Origin of the sequence: Kitasatospora sp. NBC_01560 (assembly GCF_045208415.1) — a bacterium.
Lineage (GTDB): Bacteria > Actinomycetota > Actinomycetes > Streptomycetales > Streptomycetaceae > Kitasatospora.
On sequence record NZ_CP109364.1, the window covers coordinates 4,006,937 to 4,033,890 of the forward strand.

Below are 26,954 nucleotides of genomic sequence, written 5' to 3' on the forward strand. Positions count from 1 at the left end.
GACCTAGACCTTGCCGATGAGCTCGGGCCGACGGGCGGCCGTACGGGTGGCGGGCTGGATCGCCTTCAGGTTCGCCGGCATCCGGCGGATCATCGCGAGCAGCAGCACCAGACCGGCGCGCGCCAGGTAGATCATGGCCTTCACCGGGGAGGCGCTCGGCGTGCCGGTGGTGCGCTCGCGCATCGCCACCGGGACCTGCCGGATGACGAAGCCGCAGCGGGCCGCGCCGACCATGCTCTCGATCGTGTCACCGAGGTACTCGACCGGGTACCACTGCGAGAAGAACTCGATCATCGGCTTGTTGCAGGCCTTGAAGCCCGACGTGGTGTCGGTCAGCCGGGTCTTGGTGACCCGCGAGAGCACCACGGACAGCAGCTTCATCGCCCACTTGCGGGGGCCGCGGACCTTGTAGCTGCCCTCGCCGTCGAAGCGGGCGCCGATGACGAGGTCGGCCTCCTTGAGCATCTCCAGCAGCGCGGGGACGTAGGCCGGGTCGTGCTGGCCGTCCGCGTCGCACTGCAGCGCGACGTCGTAGTCGTGCAGGTGCGCGTAGCGGTAGCCGAAGCGCATCGCGCCGCCGACACCGAGGTTGTACGGAAGCTGGGCGACCCGGGAGCCGGACGCGGCGGCGACCGCCGCGGTGTTGTCCTTCGAGCCGTCGTCCACCACCAGGGTGTCCACGCCGGGCAGCTTCTGCTGGATCTCGCGGAGGATCTTGGGCAGACCCTCCGCCTCGTTCCAGGCGGGAAGGATGATCAGAACCCGCTTGCCGTCGATCATGCCTTCACCTCGGGGTCGGTCACGCCACCGCTCGCGCGGGCGATCGGGAAGTCGTGGTGCTCGGCCAGGTGCGCCCGCATCATCGCGACGTCCTCGGCCAGGGTCCTGGTCTCGGCCTCCAGCCGGCTGGTCTCCCAGCTGAGGTGGACGCAGACCAGGAGGACGAGCAGGAAGCCCGCGAACAGCACCAGGCTGACGCCCGATGCGACGCCGAGGCGGCGGGCGGTCGAGTCGAGTACCCGGGGGAAGAACCCCAGGGGTGCGACCACGACCCCGATACCGAGCCAGAGCGCGGCGTACTTCTCCCGGAGCTGTTGCCGACGCAACAGCTCCAGAATCCACACGAGCACCAGCACGCCGGTGATCGAGGTCAGCACACTCAGCTGCACGATGGGTTACGCCTTTCACGCGTGGGTGAGGCACCTATGGAATGGGCCGGTGCCGCAGTGCCCTTCCAGGGGGCCGGGGGGAGCACGAGGGGCTCAGCCGGCGGAGACGGTGTCGGCGGCGACAGCTGCCCGCGCGGCGTCGGGTCCGGCGCCCGGCACGCTACCGCCACCGCGCAGCGCCAGCAACATCACGGCCAGGACCACCAGCGGTCCCACCGTGTAGGCGGCCTCGACGCGGAGTGCCGGATCACCCGGCAGGCAGGTGATGAGCAGGAGCGCCAGGGTACCGAGGGCCCAGCCGGCCAGCTGCCGGCGGTGGTGGCCCCGGGCGATGACCGCCTGGCCCACCACGGTCGCCAGCAGGTACGCCAGCGTGCCGACCGAGAGCCAGAGGAAGTCCACCGGGCCGAGAGCATGCCGGTCCGCGTTGAACGCCACGTGAATGATCCACGGCCCCAGCACGACGGCGGGCACTCCGCCGAGTACGCCGAGGGCGCCGACCATGCCGCAGGTCCTGGTCAGCAGGCGGCGGAAGCCGGCCCGGTCGCCGGTGGCCACCGCGGTGGACAGCCCCGACATCAGCGAGGCCTGCAGCGCGCCGAAGACGAAGAGCGGCACCCGGCTGAGCACCATCGCGCCGGTGAACGCCCCGACCAGGACGGCCTGCGAGGGCGCCAGCACCTGGATCGAGAGCACGGCGGCGTTGGCCACGAACTGGGCCAGCAGGAACGAGGCCGTCAGCATGCCGAGGCCGCTGCACAGCTCCCGCCAGCCGATGGCCGGCCCGGGGCGGGCGATCCGCAGCGTCCGCGGCAGGCTCACCAGCATCGCCAGGAGCGGCGAGACGGCCAGGATCAGGCTGTAGGCGAGCGCCGAATGGACGCCCGCCACCATCAGACCCACCGAGAAGGCGATCCGCAGCACACCGTCGACGCCCAGCTGGACGCCGTAGGAGGTGAAGTGCCCCAGACCGGCCAGCACGCCGCGGGTCAGGTAGCAGGCGGCCGGGCCGACGAACGCGGCGGCCAGCGCCAGCACCATCGTCCGGTCGCCGTGGAAGAAGACGTCGGCGAGCCGGCCGGAGAAGGCGGCCAGCCCGGCCAGCACCACCACCAGCAGCCCGGCGGTGAGCACCGTCGCCTTGCGCAGGACGGGCAGGGCGCCCTGTCCGCTCGCCGCCCGGGCGGCGATCACCCGGGTCAGCTCCTGCTCGACCGGGAAGAACAGCCCCAGCCCGAAGGACATCGCCATCGTCCACAGGACCGAGACCTCGGCCAGCGACTCGCGGTCCAGCGCGTGCCCGGCGACCGCCAGGTGCGCGTACGAGGCGAAGCCGAGGGTCACCGTGCCGACGCCGACGGCCAGCAGGCCGGGCGGCAGCGCGCGGGTCAGCCGGCCGAGCACGCCGGTCACCGCTCCGCCGCGGCGCGCAGCGCCCGGAACGCCGGGCGCTCCAGGGCCTCGGCCAGCATGGCCTGCCAGTCCGGCAGCGGGGCCAGGCCCGCCGCGGCCCAGCCGTCGTGGCCGAGCACGCTGAAGGACGGGCGGACGGCCGGGCGGACGAAGGCGTCCGAGGTGGTCGGGCGGATCCGCTCCGGGTCCAGCCCGCTCAGCCGGTACGTCTCGCGGGCCAGCCCGCACCAGGTCGTCCGGCCGCTCGCGGTGCCGTGGTAGACGCCGGCCGGCGCCTGCCCGGCGAGTGCGGCCCGGCCGAGCCCGACCAGCCGCTCCGCCAGCGCGTAGGACCAGGTCGGCTGGCCGTGCTGGTCGTCCACCACGTCCAGGCTGTCCCGCTGGGCGGCCAGCTTGAGCATGGTGGCGACGAAGTTCGCGCCGTGCTCCCCGTACAGCCAGGCGGTGCGCACGTTGTAGCCGTGCGCGGGGAGGAGGTCGGCGACGGCCCGCTCCCCCACCAGCTTGCTGCGGCCGTACGCGTTGACCGGGCCGGTCGGCGCGGTCTCGGCGTAGGGCTCGGTGGCGTCGCCGGGCAGCACGTAGTCGGTGGAGACGTTCAGCAGCCGGGCGCCGGTCTTGGCGCAGGCCGCGGCGAGGTGGCGCACACCGGTGCCGTTGACGGCGGTGGCGGCCTCCTCCTCGGTCTCCGCGGCGTCGACGTTGGTCCACGCCGCGCAGTTCACGACCACGTCGTGGCCCTCGACGGCGGCCTCCACGGCCGACGCGTCGGTGATGTCCAGGTCGGCCCGGCGCACCGCGGTGACCTCGGCGGACGGGTCGGCCGCCAGGACCGCGAGCACGTCCTGGCCGAGCATCCCGGCCGCGCCGGTGACCAGCCAGCGGACCTGGCCGGCGGAGTTGGCGGTCACTTCTGCAGGGCCGCCTTCGTCTTCAGCGGCTCCCACCAGGCGCGGTTCTCGCGGTACCAGGCGATGGTCGCGGCGAGGCCGTCCTCGAAGCGCACCTGCGGCTCGTAGCCGAGCTCCTCGCGGATCTTGCTGATGTCGATCGAGTAGCGCAGGTCGTGGCCCTTGCGGTCCTCGACGTACTCGACCATGTCCCAGCCGACCCCGGCAGCCTCCAGCAGCAGGCCGGTGAGCTCCTTGTTGGTCGCCTCGGTGCCGCCGCCGATGTTGTAGACCTCGCCGGCGCGGCCGTTGCGCATCGCCAGCTCGATGCCGCGGCAGTGGTCGGAGACGTGCAGCCAGTCGCGGACGTTGCCACCGTCGCCGTACAGCGGCACCTTCTTGCCGTCGATCAGGTTGGTGGTGAACAGCGGGATGACCTTCTCCGGGAACTGGTAGTGCCCGTAGTTGTTGGAGCAGCGGGTCACCACGACGTCCATGCCGTGCGTGCGGTGGTAGGCCAGCGCGAGCAGGTCGGAGGAGGCCTTGGAGGCCGAGTACGGCGAGTTCGGCACCAGCGGCCAGGTCTCCGTCCAGGAGCCCTCGCTGATCGAGCCGTAGACCTCGTCGGTGGAGATGTGCACGAAGCGGCCGACGCCGTGCTTGCGGGCGGAGTCCAGCAGGACCTGGGTGCCGACCACGTTGGTGAGCACGAAGGGGCCGGCGCCGGCGATCGAGCGGTCCACGTGGGACTCGGCCGCGAAGTGGACGACGACGTCGTGGCCGGGCATGACCTGGTCGACGGCGTCGACGTCGCAGATGTCACCCCGGACGAAGGAGTAGCCGCTGTGGTCCGCCACGGACGCCAGGTTGGCCTCGACGCCCGAGTAGGTGAGCTTGTCGAAGACCGTGATCCGGTCAGTGGTGTCGGCGCCCAGCAGCTGGCGGACGAATTCAGAACCGATGAAGCCGGCACCGCCGGTCACGAGGATGCGCATAGTGGCGCCGAGTCTACCTTCGCGCCCGGGCCCCTCATGACCCGGGCCTCACCCGCCCCGGGGAACTCGCATAAGGTGCACGCATGCGTGGAATCCTTCTGGCCGGCGGTACCGGCTCGCGGCTGTGGCCGCTGACCCGAGCGGTCTCGAAACAGCTGCTCCCGGTCTTCGACAAGCCGATGATCTACTACCCGCTCTCCACCCTGGTGATGGCCGGGATCAGCGAGATCCTCATCATCACCACCCCGGCCGACCGGGAGCAGTTCGAGCGCCTGCTGGGTGACGGGTCGCAGTTCGGCCTGCGCCTGGAGTACGCCGTCCAGGAGCGTCCCGAGGGCATCGCCCAGGCCTTCGTGCTGGGTGCCGACTTCATCGGCGACGAGCCGGTCGCGCTGATCCTCGGCGACAACATCTTCCACGGCAGCGGCCTCGGTACCCGGCTCGCCGAGCACACCGGCGCCAAGGGCGGCCGGGTCTTCGCGTACCCGGTGGCCGACCCGACCGCCTACGGCGTCGTCGAGTTCGACGACGCCGGGCAGGTGATCTCCATCGAGGAGAAGCCCACCGAGCCCAAGTCGCGCTACGCCGTCCCCGGCCTGTACTTCTACGACAACCGGGTCGTCGAGATCGCCCGCGGCCTGAAGCCCAGCGCCCGCGGCGAGCTGGAGATCACGGCCGTGAACGAGGCCTACCTCCAGGCCGGTGACCTCCACGTGACGATCCTGGACCGCGGCACCGCGTGGCTGGACACCGGGACGTTCGTCTCGATGGTCCAGGCCTCGGAGTTCGTCCGGGTCATCGAGGAGCGCCAGGGCTTCAAGATCGGCTGCATCGAGGAGGCCGTCTGGCGGGCCGGCCTGATCGGCTCCGAGCAGCTGCGCGAGCTGGCCGAGCCCCTGCTCAAGAGCGGGTACGGCCAGTACCTGGTGGCGCTGCTGGACGAGGAGGCGGCCCGGTGAAGTTCAACGAGCTGTCCATCGAGGGCGCCTGGGAGATCACCCCGCAGCTGCACGGCGATGCGCGCGGACTGTTCACCGAATGGTTCCGCTTCGACAAGCTGGCCGAGGTCGTCGGGCACCCGCTGCGGCTGGCCCAGGCCAACCTCTCGGTGTCGAGCCGGGGCGTCGTGCGCGGCATTCACTTCGCCGACGTCCCGCCCGGCCAGGCCAAGTACGTGACCTGCGTGCGCGGCGCGGTGCTCGACGTGATCGTCGACCTGCGGGTCGGCTCGCCGACCTTCGGCCGCTGGGAAGGCGTGCGGCTGGACGAGACCGAGCGCAAGGCGGTCTACATCTCCGAGGGCCTCGGCCACGGCTTCTGCGCGCTCAGCGACGACGCGACGCTGAGCTACCTGTGCTCCGAGACGTTCAACCCGACCGGCGAGCACGGCGTGCACCCGCTCGACCCGGACCTCGGCATCGAGTGGCCGGCCGACGCGCCGCAGCTCTCCGCCAAGGACACCGCGGCGCCGACGCTGGCCGAGGCGCTCGCCGGCGGCCTGCTGCCGGACTACCAGCAGGTGAAGGCGTTCACCGCGGGCCTGAGCGAGGCGTACCGCGCCTGATCCGGTCAGCCCCGGACACCCCGAGGGCCCGGTCGCAGCGTCTGCGACCGGGCCCTCGGGCGTCGGCGGCGGCCGGCCGTTGCGGCCGTACCGCCCTGCCGCCGCGGCTCAACGGCCCCGGAACACCCAGACCTTGAGCAGCACGAAGCGCGCCACCGTGGCCAGGCCGTTGGCCACCACCAGACCGGCCACCTCGACCGGCCGGGAGGCGTCCGGCACCAGCACGTCCAGCAGGGCGAGTGCGCCGCTGCTCAGCCCGAGGCCGATCAGGAAGGCCACCGCGCCCTGGAGCTGGTCCCGCAGCGCGCCGCGACTGCCGGTGATCCCGAAGGTGAACCGGCGGTTGGCGGCGGTGTTGGCGACGGCACTGACCGCGAGCGCGATCAGGTTGGCGGCCTGCGCGCCGGTGAAGGACCGCGCGACGACGAACAGCAGCAGGTAGAAGAGCGTGCTCAGGACGCCGATGACCAGGAACGACGGCAGCTGGCGCCGGGTGCTCCGGCCCGCCCTCGTCGGCCCGGCCGGCTCGCCGGTCACCGTCATCACGGCTTCCCCGGGGCCTGCGGGGCCTGCGGGGCCTCGTCCTCGGCCGAGTCGTAGCCGACGAAGTACGCCGGCCGGGCCTGCACGGCCGAGTAGATCCGCCCGACGTACTCGCCGAGCAGCCCGACGCAGACCAGCTGCACGGCCCCGATGAAGAGCATCCCGATGAACAGCGAGGACCAGCCGGGCACGGTGGAGCCGAACGCGTACGACACGGTGGTGTAGACCGCCAGGCAGAGGCAGACCAGGAAGCTCAGCAGGCCGAGCCAGGTGGCGAGCCGCAGCGGGCTGGCGGAGAAGTTGGTGATGCTGTCGAGCGCCAGCCGGACCATCTTGGAGAGCGGGTACTTGGTGCTGCCCGCCACCCGCTCCTCGCGGACGTAGACCACCTCGCCGCTGGGGAACCCGAGCCAGGGCACCAGCAGCCGGTAGACCGGCTGGTGCTCGGGCATCGCCTTCAGCGCGTCCACGGCGGCGCGGCTGAGCAGCCGGAAGTCGCCCGCGTGGCTGGGCATCCGCTTGCCGACCAGCCGGCGCATCAGCCAGTAGTACGCGCCCGCGGTGCGCCGCTTGAAGAAGGTGTCGGTGCCGCGGTCGCCGCGCACGCCGTACACGATGTCGAGGTTCTGCTCGCGGGCGAGCGCGAGCATCTCGGGGATCTTCTCCGGCGGGTCCTGGAGGTCGGCGTCGATGGAGACGACGTAGTCGCCGAAGGCCCGGTGGATGCCGGCGGTCAGTGCGGCCTGGTGGCCGGAGTTGCGCGCGAACCGGACGGTCCTCAGCTGCGGCCAGTCCTGGCGGAGCTTCTGCATGATGACCGGGGTCGCGTCGGTGCTGCCGTCGTCGACGCCGACGACCTCGTAGTCGACACCGAGGCCGTCGAGGATCGGCCGCAGGCGCTCGGCCGTCAGCGGCAGTGCCTCCTGCTCGTTGTAGATCGGCATCACAACCGACAACAGGGGCGCCGTCGACATGAGTTGGTCCCGCTTTCGCTGCTGCTGGCTGGATCGAGCCCGAGAATAGCAGTCGGTCGTGAGCCGACTGTGAGAGCGCATGAACGTACCGTCAAAGGCCGAAGGGCCCCGCACACCGGAGTGTGCGGAGCCCTTCGGATGCCTGTGGTGCAGGCAGGTCTAGAGCATCAATTACTTGATGATCTTGGTGACCTGGCCGGCGCCGACGGTGCGGCCACCCTCACGGATGGCGAACTTCAGGCCCTCCTCCATGGCGATCGGCTGGATCAGCACGACCGTCATGGCGGTGTTGTCGCCCGGCATGACCATCTCGGTGCCCTCGGGGAGGGTCACGACGCCGGTCACGTCCGTGGTACGGAAGTAGAACTGCGGGCGGTAGTTGTTGAAGAACGGGGTGTGACGGCCACCCTCGTCCTTCGACAGGATGTAGGACTGGGCCTCGAACTCGGTGTGCGGGGTGACCGAACCGGGCTTGATGATGACCTGGCCGCGCTCGACGTCCTCGCGCTTGATGCCACGGAGGAGCAGACCGACGTTCTCGCCGGCCTGGCCCTCGTCGAGCAGCTTGCGGAACATCTCGATGCCGGTGACCGTGGTGGTGGTCTTGGTCTCCTTGATGCCGATGATGTCGACAGTCTCGTTGACCTTGAGGATGCCACGCTCGATACGACCGGTGACGACGGTGCCACGACCGGTGATCGTGAAGACGTCCTCGATCGGCATCAGGAACGGCTGGTCCACGGCGCGGGCCGGGGTCGGGATGGCCTCGTCGACCGCGGCCATCAGGCCGAGGAGCTTCTCGCCCCACTCCTTGTCGCCCTCCAGCGCCTTCAGCGCGGAGACGCGGACGACCGGCAGGTCGTCGCCCGGGAACTCGTACTCGGAGAGGAGCTCACGGACCTCGAGCTCGACGAGCTCCAGGATCTCCTCGTCGTCCACCATGTCGGCCTTGTTCAGGGCGACGACGATGTAGGGGACGCCGACCTGGCGGGCCAGGAGGACGTGCTCCTTGGTCTGCGGCATCGGGCCGTCGGTGGCGGCGACGACGAGGATCGCACCGTCCATCTGGGCCGCACCGGTGATCATGTTCTTGATGTAGTCCGCGTGACCGGGGCAGTCGACGTGGGCGTAGTGACGCGCCTCGGTCTGGTACTCGACGTGCGCGATCGAGATGGTGATACCGCGCTGCCGCTCCTCCGGCGCCTTGTCGATCTGGTCGAACGGCGTGAAGGGGTTGATGTCCGGGTGCGCGTCGTGCAGCACCTTGGTGATCGCCGCGGTAAGAGTGGTCTTACCGTGGTCGATGTGACCGATGGTGCCGATGTTGACGTGGGGCTTCGTCCGCTCGAACTTCGCCTTCGCCACTGCAGTCCTCCTGAGGACAGTTCTGTACGCCGTGCTGACGTCAGTTGGTCTTTGATCGGGTTTGGGTACGGAGTGCCGGAGCACCCCATGCCGTCCCGCGGGTGGGGGCGGAGGCCCCCGGGGGAATCCGAGTGGATTCCCCCGGGTTCGCCTCCTAATAGCCTAAGGGTTCGCAATCGTCCCGATTGTCGGGACCTCCTGCGACCGCGGGCAAGGAGCCGGCAGGTGCCGGTCCTTACTCGCCCTTGGCCTTGGCGATGATGTCGTCCGCCACGTTCCGCGGAACCTCGGCGTACGAGTCGAACTGCATCGAGTAGCTTGCGCGACCGGAGGTCTTGCTGCGCAGGTCACCGACGTAGCCGAACATCTCGGAGAGCGGCACCAGCGCCGAAACGACGCGGGCACCGTAACGCTCGTCCATGGACCGGATCTGGCCACGGCGCGAGTTGATGTCGCCGATCACATCGCCCATGTAGTCCTCGGGCGTGGTGACCTCGACGGCCATCATCGGCTCGAGCAGCGCCGGGGACGCCTTGCGAGCGCCCTCCTTGAAGGCCATCGAACCGGCGATCTTGAACGCGAGCTCGGAGGAGTCGACGTCGTGCGAGGCACCGTCGAGCAGCGTGACGCGGACACCCTGGAGCGGGTAGCCGGCGAGCACGCCGAACTCCATGGCCTCCTGGCAACCGGCGTCGACCGAAGGGATGTACTCCTTCGGCACGCGGCCACCGGTGACCTTGTTCACGAACTCGTAGCCCTCGCCGGACTCGATCGGCTCGATCGCGATCTGGATCTTCGCGAACTGGCCGGAGCCACCGGTCTGCTTCTTGTGCGTGAAGTCGATGCGCTCGACGGCCTTGCGGATCGTCTCGCGGTACGCGACCTGCGGCTTGCCGACGTTGGCCTCGACCTTGAACTCACGCTTCATACGGTCGACCAGCACCTCGAGGTGCAGCTCGCCCATACCCGCGATAATGGTCTGGCCGGTCTCCTCGTCCGTGTTGACCTGGAAGGACGGGTCCTCCTCGGCCAGGCGCTGGATGGCGGTACCGAGCCGCTCCTGGTCGCCCTTGGACTTCGGCTCGATCGCGACGCGGATGACCGGGGCCGGGAAGTCCATGGACTCCAGGATGACCGGGTGCTTCTCGTCGCTCAGGGTCTCGCCGGTGGTGGTCTGCTTGAGACCCATGACGGCGACGATGTCGCCGGCGCCCACCGAGTCGATCTCCTCACGCTTGTTGGCGTGCATGCGGTAGATCTTGCCGATGCGCTCCTTGCGGCCCTTCACCGCGTTGAGGACGGCGGTGCCGGCCTCAAGGCGCCCGGAGTAGATCCGGACGAAGGTGAGCTTGCCCAGGTGCGGGTCGGACATGATCTTGAACGCCAGAGCCGCGAGCGGCTCGTCGTCCGACGCCTTGCGGGAGATCTTGACCGTGTCGTCGCCGGGCTTGGTGCCCTCGATGGACTCGATGTCCAGCGGCGACGGGAGGTAGTTGACGACCGCGTCGAGCAGGGGCTGAACGCCCTTGTTCTTGAAGGCGGTGCCACAGAAGATCGGCGTGAAGTCCGAGTTCAGCGTGCCCTTGCGGATCGCGGCGATCAGCAGCGCCTCGGGGACGGTCTCGCCCTCCATGGCGAGCTCCATCACCTCGTCGCTGACGGTCGACACGGTGTCCAGCAGCTTCTCGCGGTACTCCTCGGCCTGGTCCACCAGGTCGGCGGGGATGTCGACGATGTCGTACATCTCGCCCTTGGCGGCCTCGGCCGTCCAGACCAGCGCCTTCATGCGGACCAGGTCGACAACGCCCTGGAAGTCCGCCTCGGCACCGATCGGGAGCTGCATCACCAGCGGGATCGCGCCGAGGCGCTCCACGATGGTGTCGACGCAGAAGAAGAAGTTCGCGCCCGTGCGGTCCAGCTTGTTGATGAAGCAGATGCGCGGGACGCCGTAGCGGTCAGCCTGCCGCCACACGGTCTCGGACTGGGGCTCGACACCGGCGACACCGTCGAACACCGTGACGGCACCGTCGAGGACGCGCAGCGAGCGCTCCACCTCGACGGTGAAGTCGACGTGACCCGGGGTGTCGATGATGTTGATCGTGTTGTCAACGCCGTCGAGCGTCCAGTGACAGGTCGTCGCGGCCGACGTGATCGTGATGCCGCGCTCCTGCTCCTGCTCCATCCAGTCCATGGTGGCAGCGCCATCGTGGACCTCACCGATCTTGTACGAGACACCGGTGTAGAACAGGATCCGCTCGGTGGTGGTGGTCTTGCCCGCGTCGATGTGCGCCATGATCCCGATGTTGCGGACCCTGGCGAGGTCAAGGGAGGTTGCAGCCATGGTGGCTCGTTCTCTCTCTGTCTAGTGACGGGGTTGGGACTACCAGCGGTAGTGCGCGAAGGCCTTGTTGGACTCGGCCATCTTGTGGGTGTCCTCGCGACGCTTCACGGAAGCGCCCAGGCCGTTGCTGGCGTCGAGGATCTCGTTCATCAGGCGCTCGGTCATGGTCTTCTCGCGACGGGCGCGGGAGTAACCGACCATCCAGCGCAGCGCCAGGGTGCTGGCGCGGCCCGGACGGACCTCGACCGGGACCTGGTAGGTCGCGCCACCGACACGGCGGGACTTGACCTCGAGGGCCGGCTTGACGTTCTCCAGCGCGCGCTTGAGCGCCACGACGGGGTCGGCACCGGTCTTCTCGCGGACGCCCTCAAGGGCGCCGTAGACGATCCGCTCGGCGGTGGAGCGCTTGCCGTGCAGCAGGATCTTGTTGACCAGCTGGGTGACGACCGGGGAGCCGTAAACCGGGTCGATGATGACCGGGCGCTTCGGGGCGGGGCCCTTACGAGGCATTCTTACTTCTCCTTCTTGGCGCCGTAGCGGCTGCGGGCCTGCTTGCGGTTCTTGACACCCTGGGTGTCAAGGGAGCCGCGGATGATCTTGTAGCGGACACCAGGAAGGTCCTTCACACGACCACCGCGCACCAGCACGATGGAGTGCTCCTGCAGGTTGTGGCCCTCGCCCGGAATGTAAGCGGTGACCTCGATCCCGCTGGTGAGGCGCACACGGGCGACCTTGCGAAGCGCCGAGTTCGGCTTCTTCGGGGTGGTCGTGTACACACGCGTGCAGACCCCACGGCGCTGCGGGGAACCCTTCAGCGCGGGAGTCTTGTTCTTCTCGACCTTGTCCTGCCGGCCCTTTCGGACCAGCTGCTGGATCGTAGGCACCGTTTCTCCGTTTTCTGTGTGCCAAGGCTTGGTGGAACTAACCTGCGGTGTTCCCGTTGCACACGACCCCGTGGTCGACCCACGCGGTCGGGTGTGTTGGGCTTATTCCGGTACGGAATCCCATGGGCTGCTGTACAGCGACGGCGCTCACGCGCGGCGCGCCGAAAAGGCGCTCCGGCTTGGCGCGGCGACCGGTGTGCATGCACGCACAAGGACCCGGGGACACCCCAGGCACAAGGTCAGAGCGTACCTAGCGCATCGGGCTCGGTCAAAACAAATGCAACGCCGCAGGTCGTGGCCCTCGGCCGAGTGTCGCCCGGGTGTCCCGCACGCGGCCGCCCGGTGTCGGACCTCTCTCCTGCCGCTCTACCACACCCGGACGGGCGCCGCCACCGGAGGCGCCGCCGGAGCGGCGCCGCCCGGGGCCGGCGCGGGCGCGCGTCAGACCGCCAGCACCGCCACCCAGAACAGGCACCAGAAGACGCACTCCACGTAGCCGAGCACCAGGCCGACCGTGGCCATCGCGTCGCCGTCCTCCCGGCGCTCGCGGATCTGGCCCTTGGCGACGTGGCCGGCGATCACCGCGGGCAGCCCGAGCCCGAGCAGGCCGAGCACCAGGGACGTCACGGCCGCGCTGTTGGTCGGCCGCGGCAGCGGCATCATGACCGGCGGCGGCAGGAAGGTCTGCGGCACCGGCTGGGCCGCCATCGGCACCGGCGTCACCATCGGGCCGGACGGCAGATCGGCCACCAGCCGGGTGAGCTCGCCGTAGGTCTGCGCGCTGCTCGCCGCGTCGAAGCGCTGGCCGTACTCGTCGGCGGTGAGCCGGCCCTCGGCGAACGCGGCCTTCAGCACGTCGACGGTGCGGTCGCGGTCCGCGTGCGCCGCCCGCATCTGCGACTGGTGCAGGTGCACGGCCGGCTGGGGCGCCGGCGCCGGGGATGCGACCGGCCACGGCTTGGCGTACGGCACGGGCGGCACCTGCGACGGCGGGCCCCCCTGACCGTGGCCCTGCTCGCCCCACGGCTGAACGCCCATCCGCCACCTCCGACACCCCGACGAGCGCTCCGCCCGTCGCCTCTCATAGTGCAGGACGATCCCCGCCTCCGAGTAGTTGCCGTTTTCGGCGACCGGCTCCGGACAGTGCGGCACTGCCGCCCGCTCGGACCGGACCCTCAGAGGACCATCAAGTCGGGCGACAGCCCGCCCGGCGCAGTGGCAGGCTGTCGACCGGATCATCCGTCAGCACCCGCACCGACCAGCAGAGAAGGCCATCATGCAGGCGTCAGCGCCGCCGTCCCCCGCCCCCGCCACCGGGCCCGCCCCCCGGTCGGCCGTGAGCATCCAAGGGCTGTGGAAGCACTTCGGCAGCCAGGCCGCCGTGGCCGGGCTCAGTCTGGAGCTGCCGGCCGGTGCGTTCATCGGACTGGTCGGCCCGAACGGCGCCGGCAAGACCACCACCCTGTCGATGGCCACCGGTCTGCTCCGGCCGGACCAGGGCACCGTGCTGATCCACGGCTCCGACGTCTGGGGCGACCCGGTCGCGGCCAAGGCCCGGATCGGCATCCTGCCCGAGGGCCTGCGGATGTTCGAACGGCTCAGCGGCCGCGAACTGCTCCAGTACAACGGGCGACTGCGCGGCCTGCCCGGCGCCGAGGTGGACCGCCGGGCCGAGGAGCTGCTGACCGTCCTCGACCTCGCCGGCCACGCCGACAAGCTGGTCGCCGACTACTCCACCGGCATGCGCAAGAAGATCGGCCTGGCCGCCGCGCTGCTGCACAACCCCGACGTGCTCTTCCTCGACGAGCCCTTCGAGGGTGTCGACCCGGTCTCCGCCCAGACCATCCGAGGAGTGCTCAAGCGGTACGCCGCGGCGGGCTCCACCGTCGTGTTCTCCAGCCACGTCATGGAGCTGGTCGAGCAGCTCTGCGACTGGGTCGCCGTCGTCAACGCCGGCCGGGTGATCGCCCAGGGCCCGCTGGACACCGTCCGCGGCGAGCACAGCCTGCACGAGGCCTTCCTCGACCTGATCGGCGTGCGGGAGGACGACGGGCAGGCGCTCGGCTGGCTCGGCGGCGGACGCGGCGACGAGGCGCCGGCCGGCGAGGCACGGCTCGACGGCGACGCCGCCGGTACCGGGGGCGAGCAGCGGTGAGCCCCTCCCCCGCCACCACCGGCGTCCGCGCCGCCACCGCACCGGTGCCCGACGGGCGCACGGTCGTCCGCGCACTCGTCGCCCTCAAGCTCCGGCTGCTCCGCAACGGCCTGCGCCGCAGCCGCGGCCGGGCCGCCGTCTACGTCATCGGTGCCCTGCTCGGCCTGCTGTTCGCCGCCGCGGTGGCCCTCGCCATGGCCCTGCTCAACGGGCACGCCGGCGCCGGGGACGCCGGCGTGATGCTGGTCGGCGTGCTCACGATCGGCTGGGCCGCCCTGCCGCTCTTCCTCTTCTCCAGCGACGAGAGCGCCGACCCGACCCGGCTCACCATGCTGCCGCTGCGGCCCGCACCGCTGCTGCGCGGCTCGGTGCTGGCCGCGCTGATCGGGCCCGGGCCGCTCGTCTCGCTGGTGCTGGTCACCGGCGCGGCGCTGTCCGGCGCGGACGGCGCCGCCTCGGCGGTGGCCGCCCTGATCGGCGTCCCGCTGGCCGTGCTCTGCCTGGTGACGCTCTCCCGCTCGGTCGCGGCCGGCAACGCCCGGCTGCTCTCCAGCCGGCGCGGCAAGGACTTCGCGATCTTCGGCGGGCTGCTCTTCGCCCTGCTGATCCAGGTCGCCAACGTCGGCTCGCAGAGCGTCTTCGGCAAGCCCGGCGACCACGGCCTCGACCTCTCCCCGCTCGCGCCGATCGCCTCGGTGGTGCGCTGGGTGCCGCCGGTCTCCGCGGTGGACGCCGCCCGCACCGCGGGCGAGGGCCGGTACGGCCTGGCGCTGCTCCAGCTCGCCGGCACCGCCGCGCTGCTGGTGCTGCTGCTGCGCTGGTGGCGGGCCAGCCTCCAGCAGCTGATGGTCACCGCGGACGCCTCCACCCTGGAGGTGGCGCGCGGCGTGCAGAGCTCGCGCGGCTGGGGCTTCCTGCCCGCCGGCCGGGCCGGCGCGGTGATGCAGCGTCACCTGCGCTACGCCTGGCGGGAGCCGCGCGCCAAGGCCGCCGTCTTCACCAGCATCGGGATGACCCTGGTGGTCTGCGTGCTGTCGGTCGTCCAGGGCTGGTCCACCGTCTACCTGATCGCGGCGACCGGGCTCTTCCTCGGCCTGCAGATGCTCAACCTGTTCGGCATGGACGGCTCGGCGTTCTGGATGGTCGCCGCCACCCTGCTCACCCCCGCCGACGCCCGGGCCGAGCTGCGCGGCCGGGCCTACGCGGTGCTCTCCTACGCCCTGCCGGTCACCACGGTGCTGGGGGTGGGGCTGGCCGCCGTCACCGGTGACTGGGCCGGGCTGGCCCCGGCCCTCGGCACGGCGTTCACCCTGCTCGGCTGCGGTCTCGCGGTCGGCGCGGTGCTCAGCGTGCTGGCGCCGTACACGATGCCGTCCGACAGCAACCCGATGCGCAACGCCGCCCCCGGCCAGGGCGGCCTGGTGATGCTGAACAGCTTCGGCTCGATGTTCGGCGCCGCCCTGCTGGCCGCGCCGGTGGGCGGCTACCTCGGCTGGGCCCTGGTCACCGACGGCCCGGCCTGGCCGGTGCTCCTGCTCGGACCGCTGTACGGCGCCCTGGTCGCCGTCCTCGGCGTCCGCCTCGCCGCCGGCCGGCTGCTGGAGCGGATCCCGGAGATCCTCGCCAAGACCGTCGAACGCTGACGGCGGCGCACCGCCCCCGGCCCCGCGGAGGGCCCCGAGCGCCCGGTCCCCGTCGCGGGGCCGGGCGCTCCGGCATCATGGGCGGGAGGCTGTCCTGACCGCAGGGCGGGTACGAGGAGAGCGGGCAACACCGTGGGAAAGCGCAGGCAGCCCGGGCGGGCCGGGTCGGACGAGAGCGCCGGGCCACTGCTGGAACGTGCGGTGGGGGCCGTGCTGGCCGCACCGGACGAGACGCTGGACCTCGCCCTGGACACCGGGGCCTCGCTGCTGGCGGCCTCGCCCGCGCAGTGGCCGGCGGTGAGCCGGGCCCTGCTGGGCCACGCCGACGTCGCGGTCGGGCGGTGCTGGTCGGCGGGCTGGCGCCCGGCCGACCTGGCCCGGGTGGTGCGCCGCGAGCTGAAGCCGGTGCACCTGGCGCTCGCCGTCGACCTGATCGCCGCCGAAGGGCGCCGCCACCCGGCAGCGGCCGCGGACCGGCGCTGGCAGGAGCAGCTGCGCGAGCTGGAGTGCGCCGTCTGGTGGCAGGCGGACGAGGAGTACCTCGCCGCGTTCGCCCACCGGCACCGGCTGGACCGCTTCGCGCTGGCCACCGCCGTGCTGGAGCTGGTGCGGGTGTGGGGCCGGCTGCCCCCGATCTCCCCGGTCGGCCCGGCCCCCGGCCGCGGCGGCGTGCCCCGGGCGGACCGGCCCGCGCCCGGGCCGGTGGCGGGCGAGCCGCGGATGCTCTCCCGGATCCGGGCCCTGCTGGCGAAGGCCGAGTCCACCGAGTACCCGGAGGAGGCCGAGGCGCTGACCGCCAAGGCCCAGCAGCTGATGGCGCAGCACAGCATCGACGAGGCGCTGCTGGCCGTCGCCGGGGCGGACCGCAACACCCCCGCGGCGCTGCGGATCGGCGTGGACAACCCGTACGAGGGACCGAAGACGATGCTGCTGGACGCGGTGGCGGCGGCCAACCGCTGCCGGGTGATCTGGGCGAAGGAGTTCGGCTTCTGCACCATCATCGGCTTCGACGGCGACCTGGACGGCGTCGAGCTGCTGTACACCTCGCTGCTGGTGCAGGCCACGCACGCGATGCACCGGGCCGGCTCGCGCCAGCACCTGGACGGCGCCTCCCGCACCAAGGCCTTCCGGCACTCGTTCCTGGTGGCGTACGCCGCCCGGATCCGCGAGCGGCTGGCCGCCGCCACCGACCGGGCGACCAGCGACGCGGCGGCCGGCCGGCACCTGCGCGAGGACGGCACCGAGGAGCAGCTGGTGCCGGACGAGCGGCTGCTGCCGGCCCTGGCCGCGCGCAGCGAGGCGGTCGACCAGGAGGTCGGGCGGATGTTCCCGAAGCTGGTCTCGCAGCGGGTCCGGGTGAGCGACGGCGAGGGCTGGGCGGCCGGCCGCGCGGCCGCCGACCGGGCCGCCCTGCACGGACGGGCCGGCGAGATCCGTCCGTAGGGCGGGCCGGCCCGCCGGGGCGGCCCCGGGCGTCCGGCCGGCGCCGCCTGATAGAACGGACTCCGGTACGAGCGAGGGGGGACGGTGGTGGCGGTGACGGAGGCGGGGTACCCGGACCGGGTGCGCGGGGCGCTGATCGGCGGGGCGGTCGGGGACGCCCTGGGCTGGCCGGTGGAGTTCCAGCAGCTGGACCAGATCCGGGAGCGGTACGGCCCGGACGGAGTGACCGGGCTGCCGTCCGGGGGCCGGATCGCCGAGGTCACCGACGACACCCAGATGACGCTGTTCACCGCCGAGGGCCTGATCCGCGGCTTCGTCCGGGGCTGGTCGGGCGGCGGCGGTTCGGTGCCGGACGCCGTCCACGGTGCCTACCGTCGCTGGCTGCTGACGCAGAACCAGGGTGCGCCGGACCAGCAGCCGCTGCCCCGGCCGTACGACGGCTGGCTGCTGCGCCAGCCCTTCCTGTACGCGCGGCGGGCGCCGGGCAACGCCTGCCTGACCGGGGTCTCCTACCACCCGGAGTTCCAGGCGCCGGCGCCGTTCGGGCAGCCGGGGCCGGTCAACGCGCACTCCAAGGGGTGCGGCACGGTGATGCGCTCGGCGCCGTTCGGGCTGGCCCGGCTGGGCGCGGAGCAGTCCTTCGGGCTGGCCGCGCAGTGCGCGCAGCTCACCCACGGGCACCCGACCGGTTACCTGGCGGCGGGCGCGTTCGCCTCGCTGGTCGAGCGGCTGGCGAACGGGGTGGAGCCGTGGGCGGCGGTCGGCGACACCGTCGAGCAGACCAGGGACCTCCCGGGCTCCAAGGAGACCGTGCAGGCGCTGGCCCGGGCGGTGCGGGTGGCCCAGGAGTCCGACCCCTCGGCGGAGGCGGTGGAGCGGGTCGGGCTGGGCTGGATCGCCGAGGAGTGCCTGGCCATCGCCGTGTACTGCCTGCTGGCCGCCGACTCCGGCCCCGACCCGGCCCGGACGGCGCTGCTGCTCTCGGTGAACCACTCCGGGGACAGCGACTCCACCGGCGCGGTCTGCGGCAACCTGGTCGGCGCGGCGTACGGCGCCGCCGCCCTCCCGACCGCCTGGACGGAGGCCGTGGAGGGCAACGAGACGCTGCTGCGGGTCGCCGACGACCTGCTGGTGCTGTTCGGCAGCCGGGAGCCCGCGCACCCGGCACTAGGCGGCCGCTACCCGGCCTGGTAGCCGGGGCCGTCCCGGTGCGGCCCGGTCCGCGGGCGGCGGCCCCGCCCGCGGCCGGTCGGCCGGTCAGCCGGCCTGCGGGTCGGTGACCTGGCCGAGGAAGAGCGGCCGGCCGGTGCCGGTGTCCCGGACCAGGAACAGGAACGGCCGGTCGACGTGCAGCTCCACGGGCCGCTTCGGCGCCGACGCGGCCGCCACGTCCACGCCGACGCCGCTGCCGGCGGCCGCCACCGTCCCCGCCTCGTCCACCGTGATGGTGGCCTTCTGGACGACGGTGCCGACCTTCAGTGCCTGGTTCACGCCCTGCGCGGGGATGCCCCCGAGGTCGGCAGCGTCGAAGGCGGCGTTGACACCGAGCGCGCGCAGCGCCGGGGTCAGCTCGTTGGCCGTGTCGACGTGGAAGCGCGGCAGCGTCAGGTCGACGGACCGCTCGGCGAGTGCGCCCAGGATGCCGTCCAGCCGGGCCTGGTCCAGGCTCTTGGTGAACTCCGCGAAGCCGCCCTGCGCGGGCACCAGCAGATCCATCACCAGCCCGCCCTCCGCGTAGGGGAGTTCGACAGCCTGCCAGGGCTGGCCGAGGATCCCGCCGGAGCCGTCGGCATAGCGGAAGGTGCCGGCCTGCCCCATCGTGCTGACCACGGGGGTCGAGCCGTCCAGGCGGTGGAACGGCTTGTCGGCGGTCTGCGCGGCCTTGAACGGGGTGGCCCACTTCGCCTTCAGGTAGAGCGCGTCGGTGAGCGCCAGCCGGGTGTCGGAGTTGATCGTCCGCTCGGGGAAGAGGTCCTTGATCCGGCCCTCGGTGGCTTTCTCCACGGCCGCGTTGACGGTCCTGCGGGCACCCTCCGGGTCCTTCGCGAAGTCGACGGTGTGCACGCCGGTGTCGAACGCGGCGGCGAGGGTGGCCAGGTAGTCCGCGGAGAGCGGGAGGCCCTCCTGGGCCCAGAGGTCGTCCGCCTGGCGCAGGGTCAGCCCGTCGGTGGGCGGGATCCGGCGATTGAGCGCGCCGGTGGCGAGGGCGTACTGCTGCGGGGTGAGGCCGGTGTGCAGGGCCTTGGCAAGCTCGTCGGCGGTGGTGCCGCGGGCGCCGGGCAGCAGCAGGGCGAGCACGGTGGCCAGCCCGGACGGCGAGAGCACCTGGTTGCGGCCCGCCTGGTCGGGCGCGGCGGTGAGGGTGTGCAGCAGGTCCAGGCCGAAGGCGTCGGTGGCGGCCGCGGTCGCGGCGACCTGCGCCGGGTCGGGGGCCGGCAGCGAGGCGGGCGTGGTGGCGCGGACGACGACGGGCGCGGCGGCGGTGGATCCGCAGCCGGCGAGCAGCAGCGGCGTGGCGAGGGCCGCGGTGAGGGTCGCGGCGAGGAGCAGGACCGCCGGGCGGCGGCCGGTCGGGTGGGTTCGACTGGTCCGGCTGGTTCGACTGGTCATGGCGGTTCGACGCGGCACCCGCCCGGGCGGTTCCCTCCGCCGGGGCGGGCCGCGCCGCTCAGTCCCAGAGCGCGCCAAGCTCCAGCAGCTCGTCGCGGTACTCGATCCGCTCCACCCAGTCGGCCGGCCAGGCCTGCCCGCCGAGGTGGGCGCCGGCGAAGGCGCCGGTCAGGCAGGCGATCGAGTCGGAGTCCCCGGAGGAGTAGGCGGCCCGGCGGACGGCGGCCACCGGGTCCTCCGGCAGCATCAGGAAGCAGAGCAGACCGGTGGCGAGCGCCTCCTCGGCGATCCAGCCCTCGCCGGTGGCCAGGCACGGGTCCGCCTCGACGTCGGGATCGGCCAGCGCCGCGTCCAGGCGGTCGAGCACACCGAGGCACTCGTCCCAGCCGCGGGCGACGAACTTCTCCGGCGAGTGGTCGTGGGCCTGGGCCGCGAGGTCGCCGAGCCAGAACTCGTCGTACCGGGTGCGGTTCGCCAGCGCGTACGCCCGCAGGACGGCGGTCAGCCCGGCCGGCGGCAGGCCCTCGGCGAGCTTGCGGACGGCGTAGGCGGTGAGGTCGCTCGCCGCGAGCGCGGTCGGGTGGCCGTGGGTCAGCGCGGACTGCAGCTGGGCGGCGCCGGAGAGCTGGCGCGTCGTCAGCTCGGCCACCAGGCCGATCGGGGCGACCCGCATGTTGGCGCCGCAGCCCTTGGAGCCGATGTCGCTCGCCAGCTGCCAGCGGCGGCCGGTGGAGAGCCGCTGGCAGGAGCGCAGACAGGTCATCCCGGGGGCCCGGTTGTTCTCGGGCGAGCGGGACCACTCGACGAACTCCTCGCGCAGCGGCCGCTCCAGGCGCAGCGGGCCGAGCGGCCCGCGCTCCAGGGCGGTGCGCAGGCCTCGCCCGAGGGCGAGCGTCATCTGGGTGTCGTCGGTGACGAGCGCCTTCTCCGGCAGCGGGAGCCGGCGCCAGTCGCGGCCCTCGTAGGCGGCGATCATCTCGATCGTGCGGAACTCCGTCAGCCGGCCCAGCGCGTCCCCGATCGCCAGGCCCAGCAGTGTTCCCGTCGCCTTGCCCACGACTCCCCCTAGATCTCGACGTGCAGTTCCTCCAGCCCCCGGATCACGTACCCCGGGCGCCACGCGGGCTCGCGGACGAGCCGCAGGCCCGGCGCCCGGCGCAGCAGTGCGCCGTACGACTCGGCGAGCTCCATTCTGGCGAGCGGGGCGCCCAGACAGAAGTGGATTCCGGCGCCGAAGGTGACGTGCGGGTTGTCGGTGCGGCCGAGGTCGAGCCGGTCCGGGTCGGCGAAGCGGGCCGGGTCGCGGTTGGCGGAGCCGAAGAGCAGGGCGATCTCGGAGCCGCGCGGGACGGTGACGCCGCGGATCTCGACGTCCTCCAGGACCCAGCGCTCGAACATCTGCAGCGGGGTGTCCCAGCGCATCAGTTCCTCGACGGCGGTGGGCAGCAGGCCGTCGACGTCGGCGCGCAGCCGGGCCAGCTCGTCCGGGTTGCGGAACAGCGCCCACCAGCCGTTGCCGGTGGTGTTGACGGTCGCCTCGTGGCCGGCGTTGAGCAGCAGCACGCAGGTGGAGACCATCTCCTGCTCGCTGAGCGCGTCCGTGCCCTCCTGGGCCCGGATCAGCGCGCTGATCAGGTCGCCGCCCGGGTCGGTCCGGCGCTCGCGGATCAGGGCGCGCAGGTAGTCGGAGAACTCGACGCTCGCGGTGACGGCCCGGCGGGCGGCCTCCTCGGTCGGGTTGAGCTCGAACATGCCGGTGATGTCGGCGGACCACGGGCGCAGCAGGTGGCGGTCCGGCTCGGGGACGCCGAGCATCTCGGCGATCACCGCGACCGGCAGCGGCTCGGCGACGGCGGCGATCAGGTCGCCGCCGCCGTCCGCGAGCAGCCCGTCGACCAGTTCGCCGGCCAGCCGCCGCACGGTCGGCCGGAGCCCCTCGACCATCCGCGGGGTGAAGGCCTTGGAGACCAGCCGCCGGATCCGGGTGTGGTCCGGCGCCTCCAGGTCGAGCAGCCCGTGGTCGTTGAGCGTGTGGAAGGGCTCGTGCGCCGGATCGGGCGTCGGCCGCCCGAACTCCTCGTGGGTGAACCGGTGGGTGTACGTCCGCCCGAGCCGCCGGTCCCGCAGCAGCGCGGCGACGTCCTCGTGCCGGGAGACGAGCCACTGGCCGGTCGGCTCGTAGTACGTCACCGGTGCGTGCGCGCGCAGCTCGGCGTACGCGTCGTACGGGTGGGCCACGAAGGCCGCGGACCAGGGGTCGAACTTCGCCGTCGTCGTCACTGCTCGATCACTCCAGGCCGTGAGGGGGGAGCCGGGGTGATCATCGTACGCACGCAGCCCGTCCGGTCCAGGCCCGCACGGGACCGGACCGGACGAAGCAGGGGCGTCTCAGGCCCGTTCCCGCACCAGCCTGCGGACCAGGGCCGGCAGCGCGGTGGAGATCGGCTCGCGGACCACCTCGGCCGCGGCCTCGTCGAACGGCGTCGGCTCGCCGTTCACGATGATCAGCCGGGCGCCGGCCTTCACCGCGACGAACGGCAGCGCGGCCACCGGGAAGACCTGCAGGCTGGTGCCGACCGCGACGAAGACGTCGCAGGCCTTGGCCACGGACTCGGCCTGCTGGAGGACGGCCTGGTCCAGCTCCTCGCCGAACATCACCGTGCGGGGCCTGAGCACACCGCCGCACGCCCGGCAGGGCGGGTCCGGCTCGCCCGCCGTCACCCGCTCCAGCGTCTCCTCCGTCGGCCCGACCGCCCGGCAGTCGACGCACTGCACCTCCCGTGCGGTGCCGTGCAGTTCGAGCACCTTGCGGGCCGTCAGCCCGGCCCGCTGGTGCAGGCCGTCGATGTTCTGGGTGAGCACCCGCAACGGCAGCCCGCTGCGCTCCAGGTCGACCAGTGCGCGGTGCCCGGCGTTGGGCTCGGCGGCGAGCGCACCCACGTCCCGGCGCATCAGCCAGGCCCGGCGGCGGACGTCCGGATCGGCCAGGTACGGGCCGATCGTGACGAGCTCCTGGGCCTTCGGGTCGCGCTGCCAGAGTCCGTTCGGGCCGCGGTAGTCGGGGATGCCGGAGTCGGTGGAGATCCCGGCGCCGGTGAGCACGGCGATCAGCGGGCGCTTCGCGTTCATGCCCCGGACGGTACGGGCCCGGGCCTCCCGCCCGCCACCGAAAATCCACGGGCACCGGGCCGTCCTGCCGGGGGGTCAGGCGACCGCGGACCGCCGGGCCCCGCCGAAGCCCGCCAGCGGCGCCAGCGCCACCAGGAACAGCACGGCGGCCGGCGGGATCAGCGCCAGGTCGGCCGCCGTCATCGCGACGCCGCACAGCACCAGCACCGGGCTCCACCAGCGCAGCACGCGCGCCGGGCCCACCGAGGCGGCGGTCAGCAGCGCCAGCAGTCCGACGTAGAACAGCAGCGGGCCCACCGAGTAGAAGGCCGGCAGCACCCCGGGGTGGCTCTGGACGCGGTCGAACAGCCGGTGCTGGTCCGCCTTGTCGACGGCCACCGCCCCGACGTACAGGTCGATGCCGATCTGCACCACCGAGGCCGCCAGGCCCGCGAAGGCCACCCCCGTGAGCGTGCCGGCGGCGATCCGGCCCGCCGCTCCGCGTGGTGAGAGCCGCCCGTGCAGCGCCGTGAGCACCGGGCCGAACAGCAGCAGCCCGGCCAGCATCAGGCTGTGGCCGACCAGCCAGCCGGGCCCCGGGTCGCGGGAGCCGGCCAGCAGCCGGATGCCGCCGTAGAGCGCCATCAGGGCGGGGCCGCCGACGACGGCGTACGGGGTGAGGCGGTCGCGCTTCGTGCTGTCCACGAGTGATCTCCGGTCTGCGGGTTCCGATTCCGACACCCCGGATGCTGTCGGCCGGCCCCCTCGTCGCGGATCGCCCGCGCCGGTGAAAGCGGCGGCTCCCCCGTGCGGGGGAGGCACCGGTACGCCGGCCTCAGGCCTCCCCCGCGACGACCGCCCCCGCCTCGTACGCGAACACCACCGCGTGCACCCGGTCGCGCAGCCCGAGCTTGCTCAGCACATTGCTGACGTGCGTCTTCACGGTGTGCTCGCTCACCACCAGCTCGGCCGCGATCTCCGCGTTGGAGAGCCCGCGCGCCAGCAGCCGCAGCGTCTCCTGCTCGCGCACCGTCAGCTGCTCCAGCAGCCGCGACGGCGCCCGGACGCCCAGCGCCGACCGGTCCGGCCCGCCCGGGCGGCGTGCGGCGAACTCGCCGATCAGCCGCCTGGTCACGGAGGGCGCCAGCAGCGCGTCGCCGGAGGCCACCATCCGCACCCCGTGCGCGAGGTCGTCCCGGCGGACGTCCTTCAGCAGGAAGCCGCTCGCCCCCGCGTACAGCGCGTCGAACACGTAGTCGTCGATGTCGAAGGTGGTCAGCATGATCACCTTCGTCGCCGGGTACTCCGCGCAGACCCGGCGGGCCGCCTCCAGGCCGTCCATCACCGGCATCCGGACGTCCAGCAGCAGCACGTCCGGGCCGTGCTCGCGGACCGCCTCCACCGCCTCGGCACCGTCGCAGGCCTCGGCGACCACCTCGATGTCCGGCTGCGCGTCCAGGATCATCCCGAACCCGGCCCGCACCAGCTCCTGGTCGTCCGCGACCACGACCCGTATCGGCGTCATCCGCCCACCCTCTCCGTCCGGCCCGCTGCACCCACCGGCAGCCGGGCGCTCACCAGGAAACCCCTGCCGGCCGGCCCCGGACCGGCCTCGGCCAGGCCGCCGCAGGCCGCCGCCCGCTCCCGGATCCCGACCAGCCCGCGCCCGCCGGACCAGTCGCTCACCGCCCGGTCGGCCCGCTGCCGCAGCCCGCGCCCGTCGTCGGACACCACCACCGTCAGCTCCTCCCCCGTCCGGACCACCCGGACCTCGACGGACGAGGCACCGGCGTGCTTCACCGTGTTGGTCAGCGCCTCCTGCACGATCCGGTACGCGGCCGCCTCGACGTCGGCCGGCAGCGGCCCCGCCCCGGTGCCGAGCTCCAGGCCGACCCGGAGCCCGGCCCCGCGCACCCGCTCGGCGAGCGCCGCCAGCTCGGCCAGCCGCGGCTGCGGCGCCAGCTCGGGCGCCGCCCCCTCCTCCTTCAGCACCCCGAGCACCCGCCGCAGCTGCACCATCGCGTCGCGGCCCGAGTCGGCGATGGTGTCGAAGGTCCGGATCGCCCGCTCGGGGTCGCGGTGCACCACCAGCGGCCCGGCCTCCGCCTGGATCACCATCAGCGAGACGGCGTGCGCCAGGATGTCGTGCATCTCCCGGGCGATCCTGGCCCGCTCCTCGGCCACCGCGCGCGCCGCGTCGCTGGCCGCCCGCTGCCCGGCCTCCCGCGCCCGCTCCGCCTCGACCCGGGCCAGCCGGCGCAGCTCGCGCACCAGCGAGCCGAGGACGAAGGTGCCCACGGTCAGCAGCAGGCTGAAGAACGCCCCGTTGACCGAGTGGGTGCCCAGGATGTTGGAGACCACCAGGACGCCCAGCAGCAGCCCGCGCTGCCAGTCCCGGCCCCGGTCGGCCACCGTGTAGACGGTGAGCACCGCGTACACCGGGATCTGCGGCATCACCGAGTGGGCGATCACCGACACCGGGACGGACGCCAGCCCGCTCAGCGCGGCCACCGTGAGCGGTGCCCGGCGGCGCCAGGGCAGCGGCAGCGCCGTGCCGAGCGTCATCAGGTAGATCCACCAGGGCCGGGCGACGTCGTCGTTGTGGACGGACCAGAGCGAGACCCCGAACGAGAACAGGGCCAGCGGGACGTCCAGCAGGTACGGGCTCCCCCCGGCCAGGCGGGCCCACCAGCGCGCCACACTCCCCATCGCAGCTCCTCCCCCGTGCGCGGGCGTGCCGCCCCCGCGGAGAAGATCATGCCCGACCGGCAGCAGGAGCGGTACGCCGAGCCCGCCGCCTGGCGGGCCCGGGAGAGCACCTGGCGGGCCCGGTGGAGCGCCGGGCGGGCCCGCGAGGGCGCGCTCACCCATGCGCGACCGTCACGCCCCCGACCTCGGCCCGCGCCAGGATGCTGCGCGGCGCCCCCGGCTGCCGCGGCACCGTGACCTCCACCCCGCCGGTCTCCGCGCCCGCGTCCACCGCGTACGCGTCACCGGCCGGCACCCGCACCCGGACCCCGCCGGTCCCCGCCCGCGCCTCGACCTTCACCGGCGCGGCGGCGAAGTCCGCCTCGATCCCGCCCGTCCCGGTCCGCAGCAGTGCCGTCGGCGAGGTCAGCCCGCTCGCCTCGATCCCGCCCGTGCTGACCGTCGCCTCGACCTCGCCGGCCAGCCCGCTCAGCCGCACCCCACCCGTCCCGGCCCCGATCCTGACCTTCGTCCCGGCCGGCACCTCCACCTCGTAGCCGATCGCGCACCCGTCGCAGTCGTAGGCCAGGGTCAGCGTGCCGTCCCGCACCTCGTGGCTGCTCCGCGGCTCGCCGTCCTTGAAGCTCTGGTGCTCGGTCACCCGCACCGCGTCCCCGCCGCCGCGCACCGTCACCCCACCGGTGTGCGCCTCGACCACCAGCACCCGGACCGGCCCGGTCACCCCGTAGGCGACGTCCCGCCGCTCCTCGTCGTCCCACACGCACCCCGACGTGCCGGCCAGCACCGCCGCGGTGACCGCCATCGCTCCCAGTACCCGCTTCATCCCGGTTCCCCTCCGTGTCCGCCCTGCTCCGACACCGAGGAGCCTCCTCCGCTCCGGCCCGCCGCCGCCTCGCCCGCCCGGGCGGTTCCCCCGGCTCCCCCGCGCGGGGGAGCCGGACCGGTGCGGCGGCCCGGAGAGACGCGGAGACGTCCGGGAACGCCGAAGGGCCCGGAGGCTGAATGCCTCCGGGCCCTTCGATTTGTAGCGGGGACAGGATTTGAACCTGCGACCTCTGGGTTATGAGCCCAGCGAGCTACCGAGCTGCTCCACCCCGCGTCGGTAAACACGACTCTACGTGAGTTCGTCCGGGAAACCTAATCGGTTT

Annotated in this window: 26 protein-coding genes and 1 tRNA gene; 6 read left to right on the forward strand and 21 right to left on the reverse strand. The window is 72.8% G+C overall.

Annotated elements, in window-relative coordinates:
- Positions 1-3: 3 nt before the first annotated feature.
- The 5 genes from OH807_RS17275 to rfbB all read right to left on the reverse strand — a co-directional run bounded on the left by OH807_RS17275 (position 4) and on the right by rfbB (position 4,467).
- Positions 4-780, reverse strand: coding sequence for a glycosyltransferase family 2 protein (locus OH807_RS17275; RefSeq protein WP_406199545.1), 777 nt, complete (start codon positions 778-780; stop codon positions 4-6).
- A complete protein-coding gene (locus OH807_RS17280) occupies positions 777-1,169 on the reverse strand; it encodes a DUF2304 domain-containing protein (protein ID WP_406199547.1) in 393 nt (130 codons plus the stop codon). Before OH807_RS17280 ends, OH807_RS17275 begins: the two co-directional genes overlap by 4 nt.
- A 93-nt stretch (positions 1,170-1,262) precedes the next feature.
- Complete coding sequence (locus tag OH807_RS17285) at positions 1,263-2,582, reverse strand: lipopolysaccharide biosynthesis protein (RefSeq protein WP_406199549.1); 1,320 nt, start codon at positions 2,580-2,582, stop codon at positions 1,263-1,265.
- A complete protein-coding gene (gene rfbD / locus OH807_RS17290; protein WP_406199551.1) occupies positions 2,579-3,493 on the reverse strand; it encodes a dTDP-4-dehydrorhamnose reductase in 915 nt (304 codons plus the stop codon). Before rfbD ends, OH807_RS17285 begins: the two co-directional genes overlap by 4 nt.
- A complete protein-coding gene (gene rfbB, locus OH807_RS17295) occupies positions 3,490-4,467 on the reverse strand; it encodes a dTDP-glucose 4,6-dehydratase (RefSeq protein WP_406199553.1) in 978 nt (325 codons plus the stop codon). Before rfbB ends, rfbD begins: the two co-directional genes overlap by 4 nt.
- An 83-nt stretch (positions 4,468-4,550) precedes the next feature.
- Here rfbB and rfbA point away from each other — a divergent pair, with 83 nt between their 5' ends.
- Together rfbA and rfbC are read left to right on the forward strand one after the other, a co-directional pair.
- Positions 4,551-5,426: a glucose-1-phosphate thymidylyltransferase RfbA gene (gene rfbA, locus OH807_RS17300; protein ID WP_406199556.1), complete on the forward strand. Its 876-nt coding sequence runs from the start codon at positions 4,551-4,553 to the stop codon at positions 5,424-5,426.
- On the forward strand, positions 5,423-6,031 hold the full coding sequence (gene rfbC / locus OH807_RS17305; protein ID WP_406199558.1) for a dTDP-4-dehydrorhamnose 3,5-epimerase: 609 nt from the start codon (positions 5,423-5,425) through the stop codon (positions 6,029-6,031). Before rfbA ends, rfbC begins: the two co-directional genes overlap by 4 nt.
- A 108-nt stretch (positions 6,032-6,139) precedes the next feature.
- Here the strand turns inward: rfbC and OH807_RS17310 are convergent, their stop codons facing one another.
- The 7 genes from OH807_RS17310 to OH807_RS17340 form a co-directional block, all read right to left on the reverse strand.
- Positions 6,140-6,574 carry a GtrA family protein gene (locus OH807_RS17310; RefSeq protein WP_406199560.1) on the reverse strand — a complete coding sequence of 145 codons (435 nt, stop codon included), beginning with the start codon at positions 6,572-6,574 and terminating at the stop codon, positions 6,140-6,142.
- On the reverse strand, positions 6,574-7,548 hold the full coding sequence (locus OH807_RS17315; protein ID WP_406199562.1) for a glycosyltransferase family 2 protein: 975 nt from the start codon (positions 7,546-7,548) through the stop codon (positions 6,574-6,576). Before OH807_RS17315 ends, OH807_RS17310 begins: the two co-directional genes overlap by 1 nt.
- Before the next feature lie 171 nt (positions 7,549-7,719).
- Positions 7,720-8,913 (reverse strand): elongation factor Tu, encoded by a 1,194-nt coding sequence (gene tuf / locus OH807_RS17320; protein WP_327677906.1) that lies wholly within the window; start codon positions 8,911-8,913, stop codon positions 7,720-7,722.
- Positions 8,914-9,148: 235 nt separating this feature from the next.
- On the reverse strand, positions 9,149-11,254 hold the full coding sequence (fusA, locus tag OH807_RS17325) for an elongation factor G (protein WP_406199565.1): 2,106 nt from the start codon (positions 11,252-11,254) through the stop codon (positions 9,149-9,151).
- A 39-nt stretch (positions 11,255-11,293) separates the two neighbouring features.
- Positions 11,294-11,764: a 30S ribosomal protein S7 gene (rpsG, locus tag OH807_RS17330; protein WP_188306747.1), complete on the reverse strand. Its 471-nt coding sequence runs from the start codon at positions 11,762-11,764 to the stop codon at positions 11,294-11,296.
- Positions 11,765-11,766: 2 nt separating this feature from the next.
- On the reverse strand, positions 11,767-12,138 hold the full coding sequence (gene rpsL / locus OH807_RS17335; RefSeq protein ID WP_014144289.1) for a 30S ribosomal protein S12: 372 nt from the start codon (positions 12,136-12,138) through the stop codon (positions 11,767-11,769).
- A gap of 441 nt (positions 12,139-12,579) precedes the next feature.
- Positions 12,580-13,176, reverse strand: coding sequence for a DUF1707 and DUF4190 domain-containing protein (locus OH807_RS17340; RefSeq protein ID WP_406199568.1), 597 nt, complete (start codon positions 13,174-13,176; stop codon positions 12,580-12,582).
- 238 nt (positions 13,177-13,414) lie between these two features.
- Here OH807_RS17340 and OH807_RS17345 point away from each other — a divergent pair, with 238 nt between their 5' ends.
- From OH807_RS17345 to OH807_RS17360, 4 genes are all read left to right on the forward strand, one after another.
- Positions 13,415-14,293, forward strand: a complete 879-nt coding sequence (locus OH807_RS17345; RefSeq protein ID WP_406199570.1) for an ABC transporter ATP-binding protein — start codon at positions 13,415-13,417, stop codon at positions 14,291-14,293.
- Positions 14,290-15,936: a transporter gene (locus tag OH807_RS17350; RefSeq protein WP_406199572.1), complete on the forward strand. Its 1,647-nt coding sequence runs from the start codon at positions 14,290-14,292 to the stop codon at positions 15,934-15,936. The genes OH807_RS17345 and OH807_RS17350 overlap by 4 nt, the downstream gene beginning before the upstream one ends.
- 132 nt (positions 15,937-16,068) lie before the next feature.
- A complete protein-coding gene (locus OH807_RS17355) occupies positions 16,069-17,379 on the forward strand; it encodes a DUF2786 domain-containing protein (protein WP_406199574.1) in 1,311 nt (436 codons plus the stop codon).
- Positions 17,380-17,472: 93 nt separating this feature from the next.
- Positions 17,473-18,573 carry an ADP-ribosylglycohydrolase family protein gene (locus OH807_RS17360; RefSeq protein ID WP_406199576.1) on the forward strand — a complete coding sequence of 367 codons (1,101 nt, stop codon included), beginning with the start codon at positions 17,473-17,475 and terminating at the stop codon, positions 18,571-18,573.
- 63 nt (positions 18,574-18,636) lie between these two features.
- On the opposite strand, the gene OH807_RS17365 is transcribed toward OH807_RS17360, so the two are convergent.
- The 9 genes from OH807_RS17365 to OH807_RS17405 form a co-directional block, all read right to left on the reverse strand.
- Entirely contained in the window at positions 18,637-19,989 is a 1,353-nt protein-coding gene (locus OH807_RS17365) for a serpin family protein (protein WP_406199578.1), read from the reverse strand.
- 58 nt (positions 19,990-20,047) lie between these two features.
- Positions 20,048-21,046: an ADP-ribosylglycohydrolase family protein gene (locus OH807_RS17370; protein WP_406199580.1), complete on the reverse strand. Its 999-nt coding sequence runs from the start codon at positions 21,044-21,046 to the stop codon at positions 20,048-20,050.
- Positions 21,047-21,054: 8 nt separating this feature from the next.
- Positions 21,055-22,269, reverse strand: a complete 1,215-nt coding sequence (locus OH807_RS17375; RefSeq protein WP_406199583.1) for a cytochrome P450 — start codon at positions 22,267-22,269, stop codon at positions 21,055-21,057.
- Positions 22,270-22,377: 108 nt separating this feature from the next.
- Positions 22,378-23,118, reverse strand: coding sequence for an SIR2 family NAD-dependent protein deacylase (locus tag OH807_RS17380; RefSeq protein WP_406199585.1), 741 nt, complete (start codon positions 23,116-23,118; stop codon positions 22,378-22,380).
- A 75-nt stretch (positions 23,119-23,193) separates the two neighbouring features.
- Positions 23,194-23,802 carry a hypothetical protein gene (locus tag OH807_RS17385; RefSeq protein WP_406199587.1) on the reverse strand — a complete coding sequence of 203 codons (609 nt, stop codon included), beginning with the start codon at positions 23,800-23,802 and terminating at the stop codon, positions 23,194-23,196.
- 130 nt (positions 23,803-23,932) lie between these two features.
- On the reverse strand, positions 23,933-24,622 hold the full coding sequence (locus OH807_RS17390; protein WP_406199590.1) for a response regulator: 690 nt from the start codon (positions 24,620-24,622) through the stop codon (positions 23,933-23,935).
- Positions 24,619-25,806 carry a sensor histidine kinase gene (locus tag OH807_RS17395; protein WP_406199592.1) on the reverse strand — a complete coding sequence of 396 codons (1,188 nt, stop codon included), beginning with the start codon at positions 25,804-25,806 and terminating at the stop codon, positions 24,619-24,621. The genes OH807_RS17390 and OH807_RS17395 overlap by 4 nt, the downstream gene beginning before the upstream one ends.
- 154 nt (positions 25,807-25,960) lie before the next feature.
- Complete coding sequence (locus OH807_RS17400) at positions 25,961-26,629, reverse strand: hypothetical protein (protein ID WP_406199594.1); 669 nt, start codon at positions 26,627-26,629, stop codon at positions 25,961-25,963.
- A gap of 202 nt (positions 26,630-26,831) precedes the next feature.
- A tRNA-Met gene (locus OH807_RS17405) sits at positions 26,832-26,905 on the reverse strand.
- Between the last annotated feature and the right edge of the window lie 49 nt (positions 26,906-26,954).

Bases quoted from the DNA above. Each gene is read 5' to 3' on its own strand.
- OH807_RS17275 (WP_406199545.1), bottom strand. From the start codon at position 780: ATGATCGACGGCAAGCGGGTTCTGATCATCCTTCCCGCCTGGAACGAG.
- rfbB (WP_406199553.1), bottom strand. From the start codon at position 4,467: ATGCGCATCCTCGTGACCGGCGGTGCCGGCTTCATCGGTTCTGAATTC.
- rfbA (WP_406199556.1), top strand. From the start codon at position 4,551: ATGCGTGGAATCCTTCTGGCCGGCGGTACCGGCTCGCGGCTGTGGCCG.
- OH807_RS17310 (WP_406199560.1), bottom strand. From the start codon at position 6,574: ATGACGGTGACCGGCGAGCCGGCCGGGCCGACGAGGGCGGGCCGGAGC.
- OH807_RS17315 (WP_406199562.1), bottom strand. From the start codon at position 7,548: ATGTCGACGGCGCCCCTGTTGTCGGTTGTGATGCCGATCTACAACGAG.
- fusA (WP_406199565.1), bottom strand. From the start codon at position 11,254: ATGGCTGCAACCTCCCTTGACCTCGCCAGGGTCCGCAACATCGGGATC.
- rpsG (WP_188306747.1), bottom strand. From the start codon at position 11,764: ATGCCTCGTAAGGGCCCCGCCCCGAAGCGCCCGGTCATCATCGACCCG.
- OH807_RS17340 (WP_406199568.1), bottom strand. From the start codon at position 13,176: ATGGGCGTTCAGCCGTGGGGCGAGCAGGGCCACGGTCAGGGGGGCCCG.
- OH807_RS17345 (WP_406199570.1), top strand. From the start codon at position 13,415: ATGCAGGCGTCAGCGCCGCCGTCCCCCGCCCCCGCCACCGGGCCCGCC.
- OH807_RS17365 (WP_406199578.1), bottom strand. From the start codon at position 19,989: ATGACCAGTCGAACCAGCCGGACCAGTCGAACCCACCCGACCGGCCGC.
- OH807_RS17380 (WP_406199585.1), bottom strand. From the start codon at position 23,118: ATGAACGCGAAGCGCCCGCTGATCGCCGTGCTCACCGGCGCCGGGATC.
- OH807_RS17390 (WP_406199590.1), bottom strand. From the start codon at position 24,622: ATGACGCCGATACGGGTCGTGGTCGCGGACGACCAGGAGCTGGTGCGG.
- OH807_RS17395 (WP_406199592.1), bottom strand. From the start codon at position 25,806: ATGGGGAGTGTGGCGCGCTGGTGGGCCCGCCTGGCCGGGGGGAGCCCG.
- OH807_RS17400 (WP_406199594.1), bottom strand. From the start codon at position 26,629: ATGAAGCGGGTACTGGGAGCGATGGCGGTCACCGCGGCGGTGCTGGCC.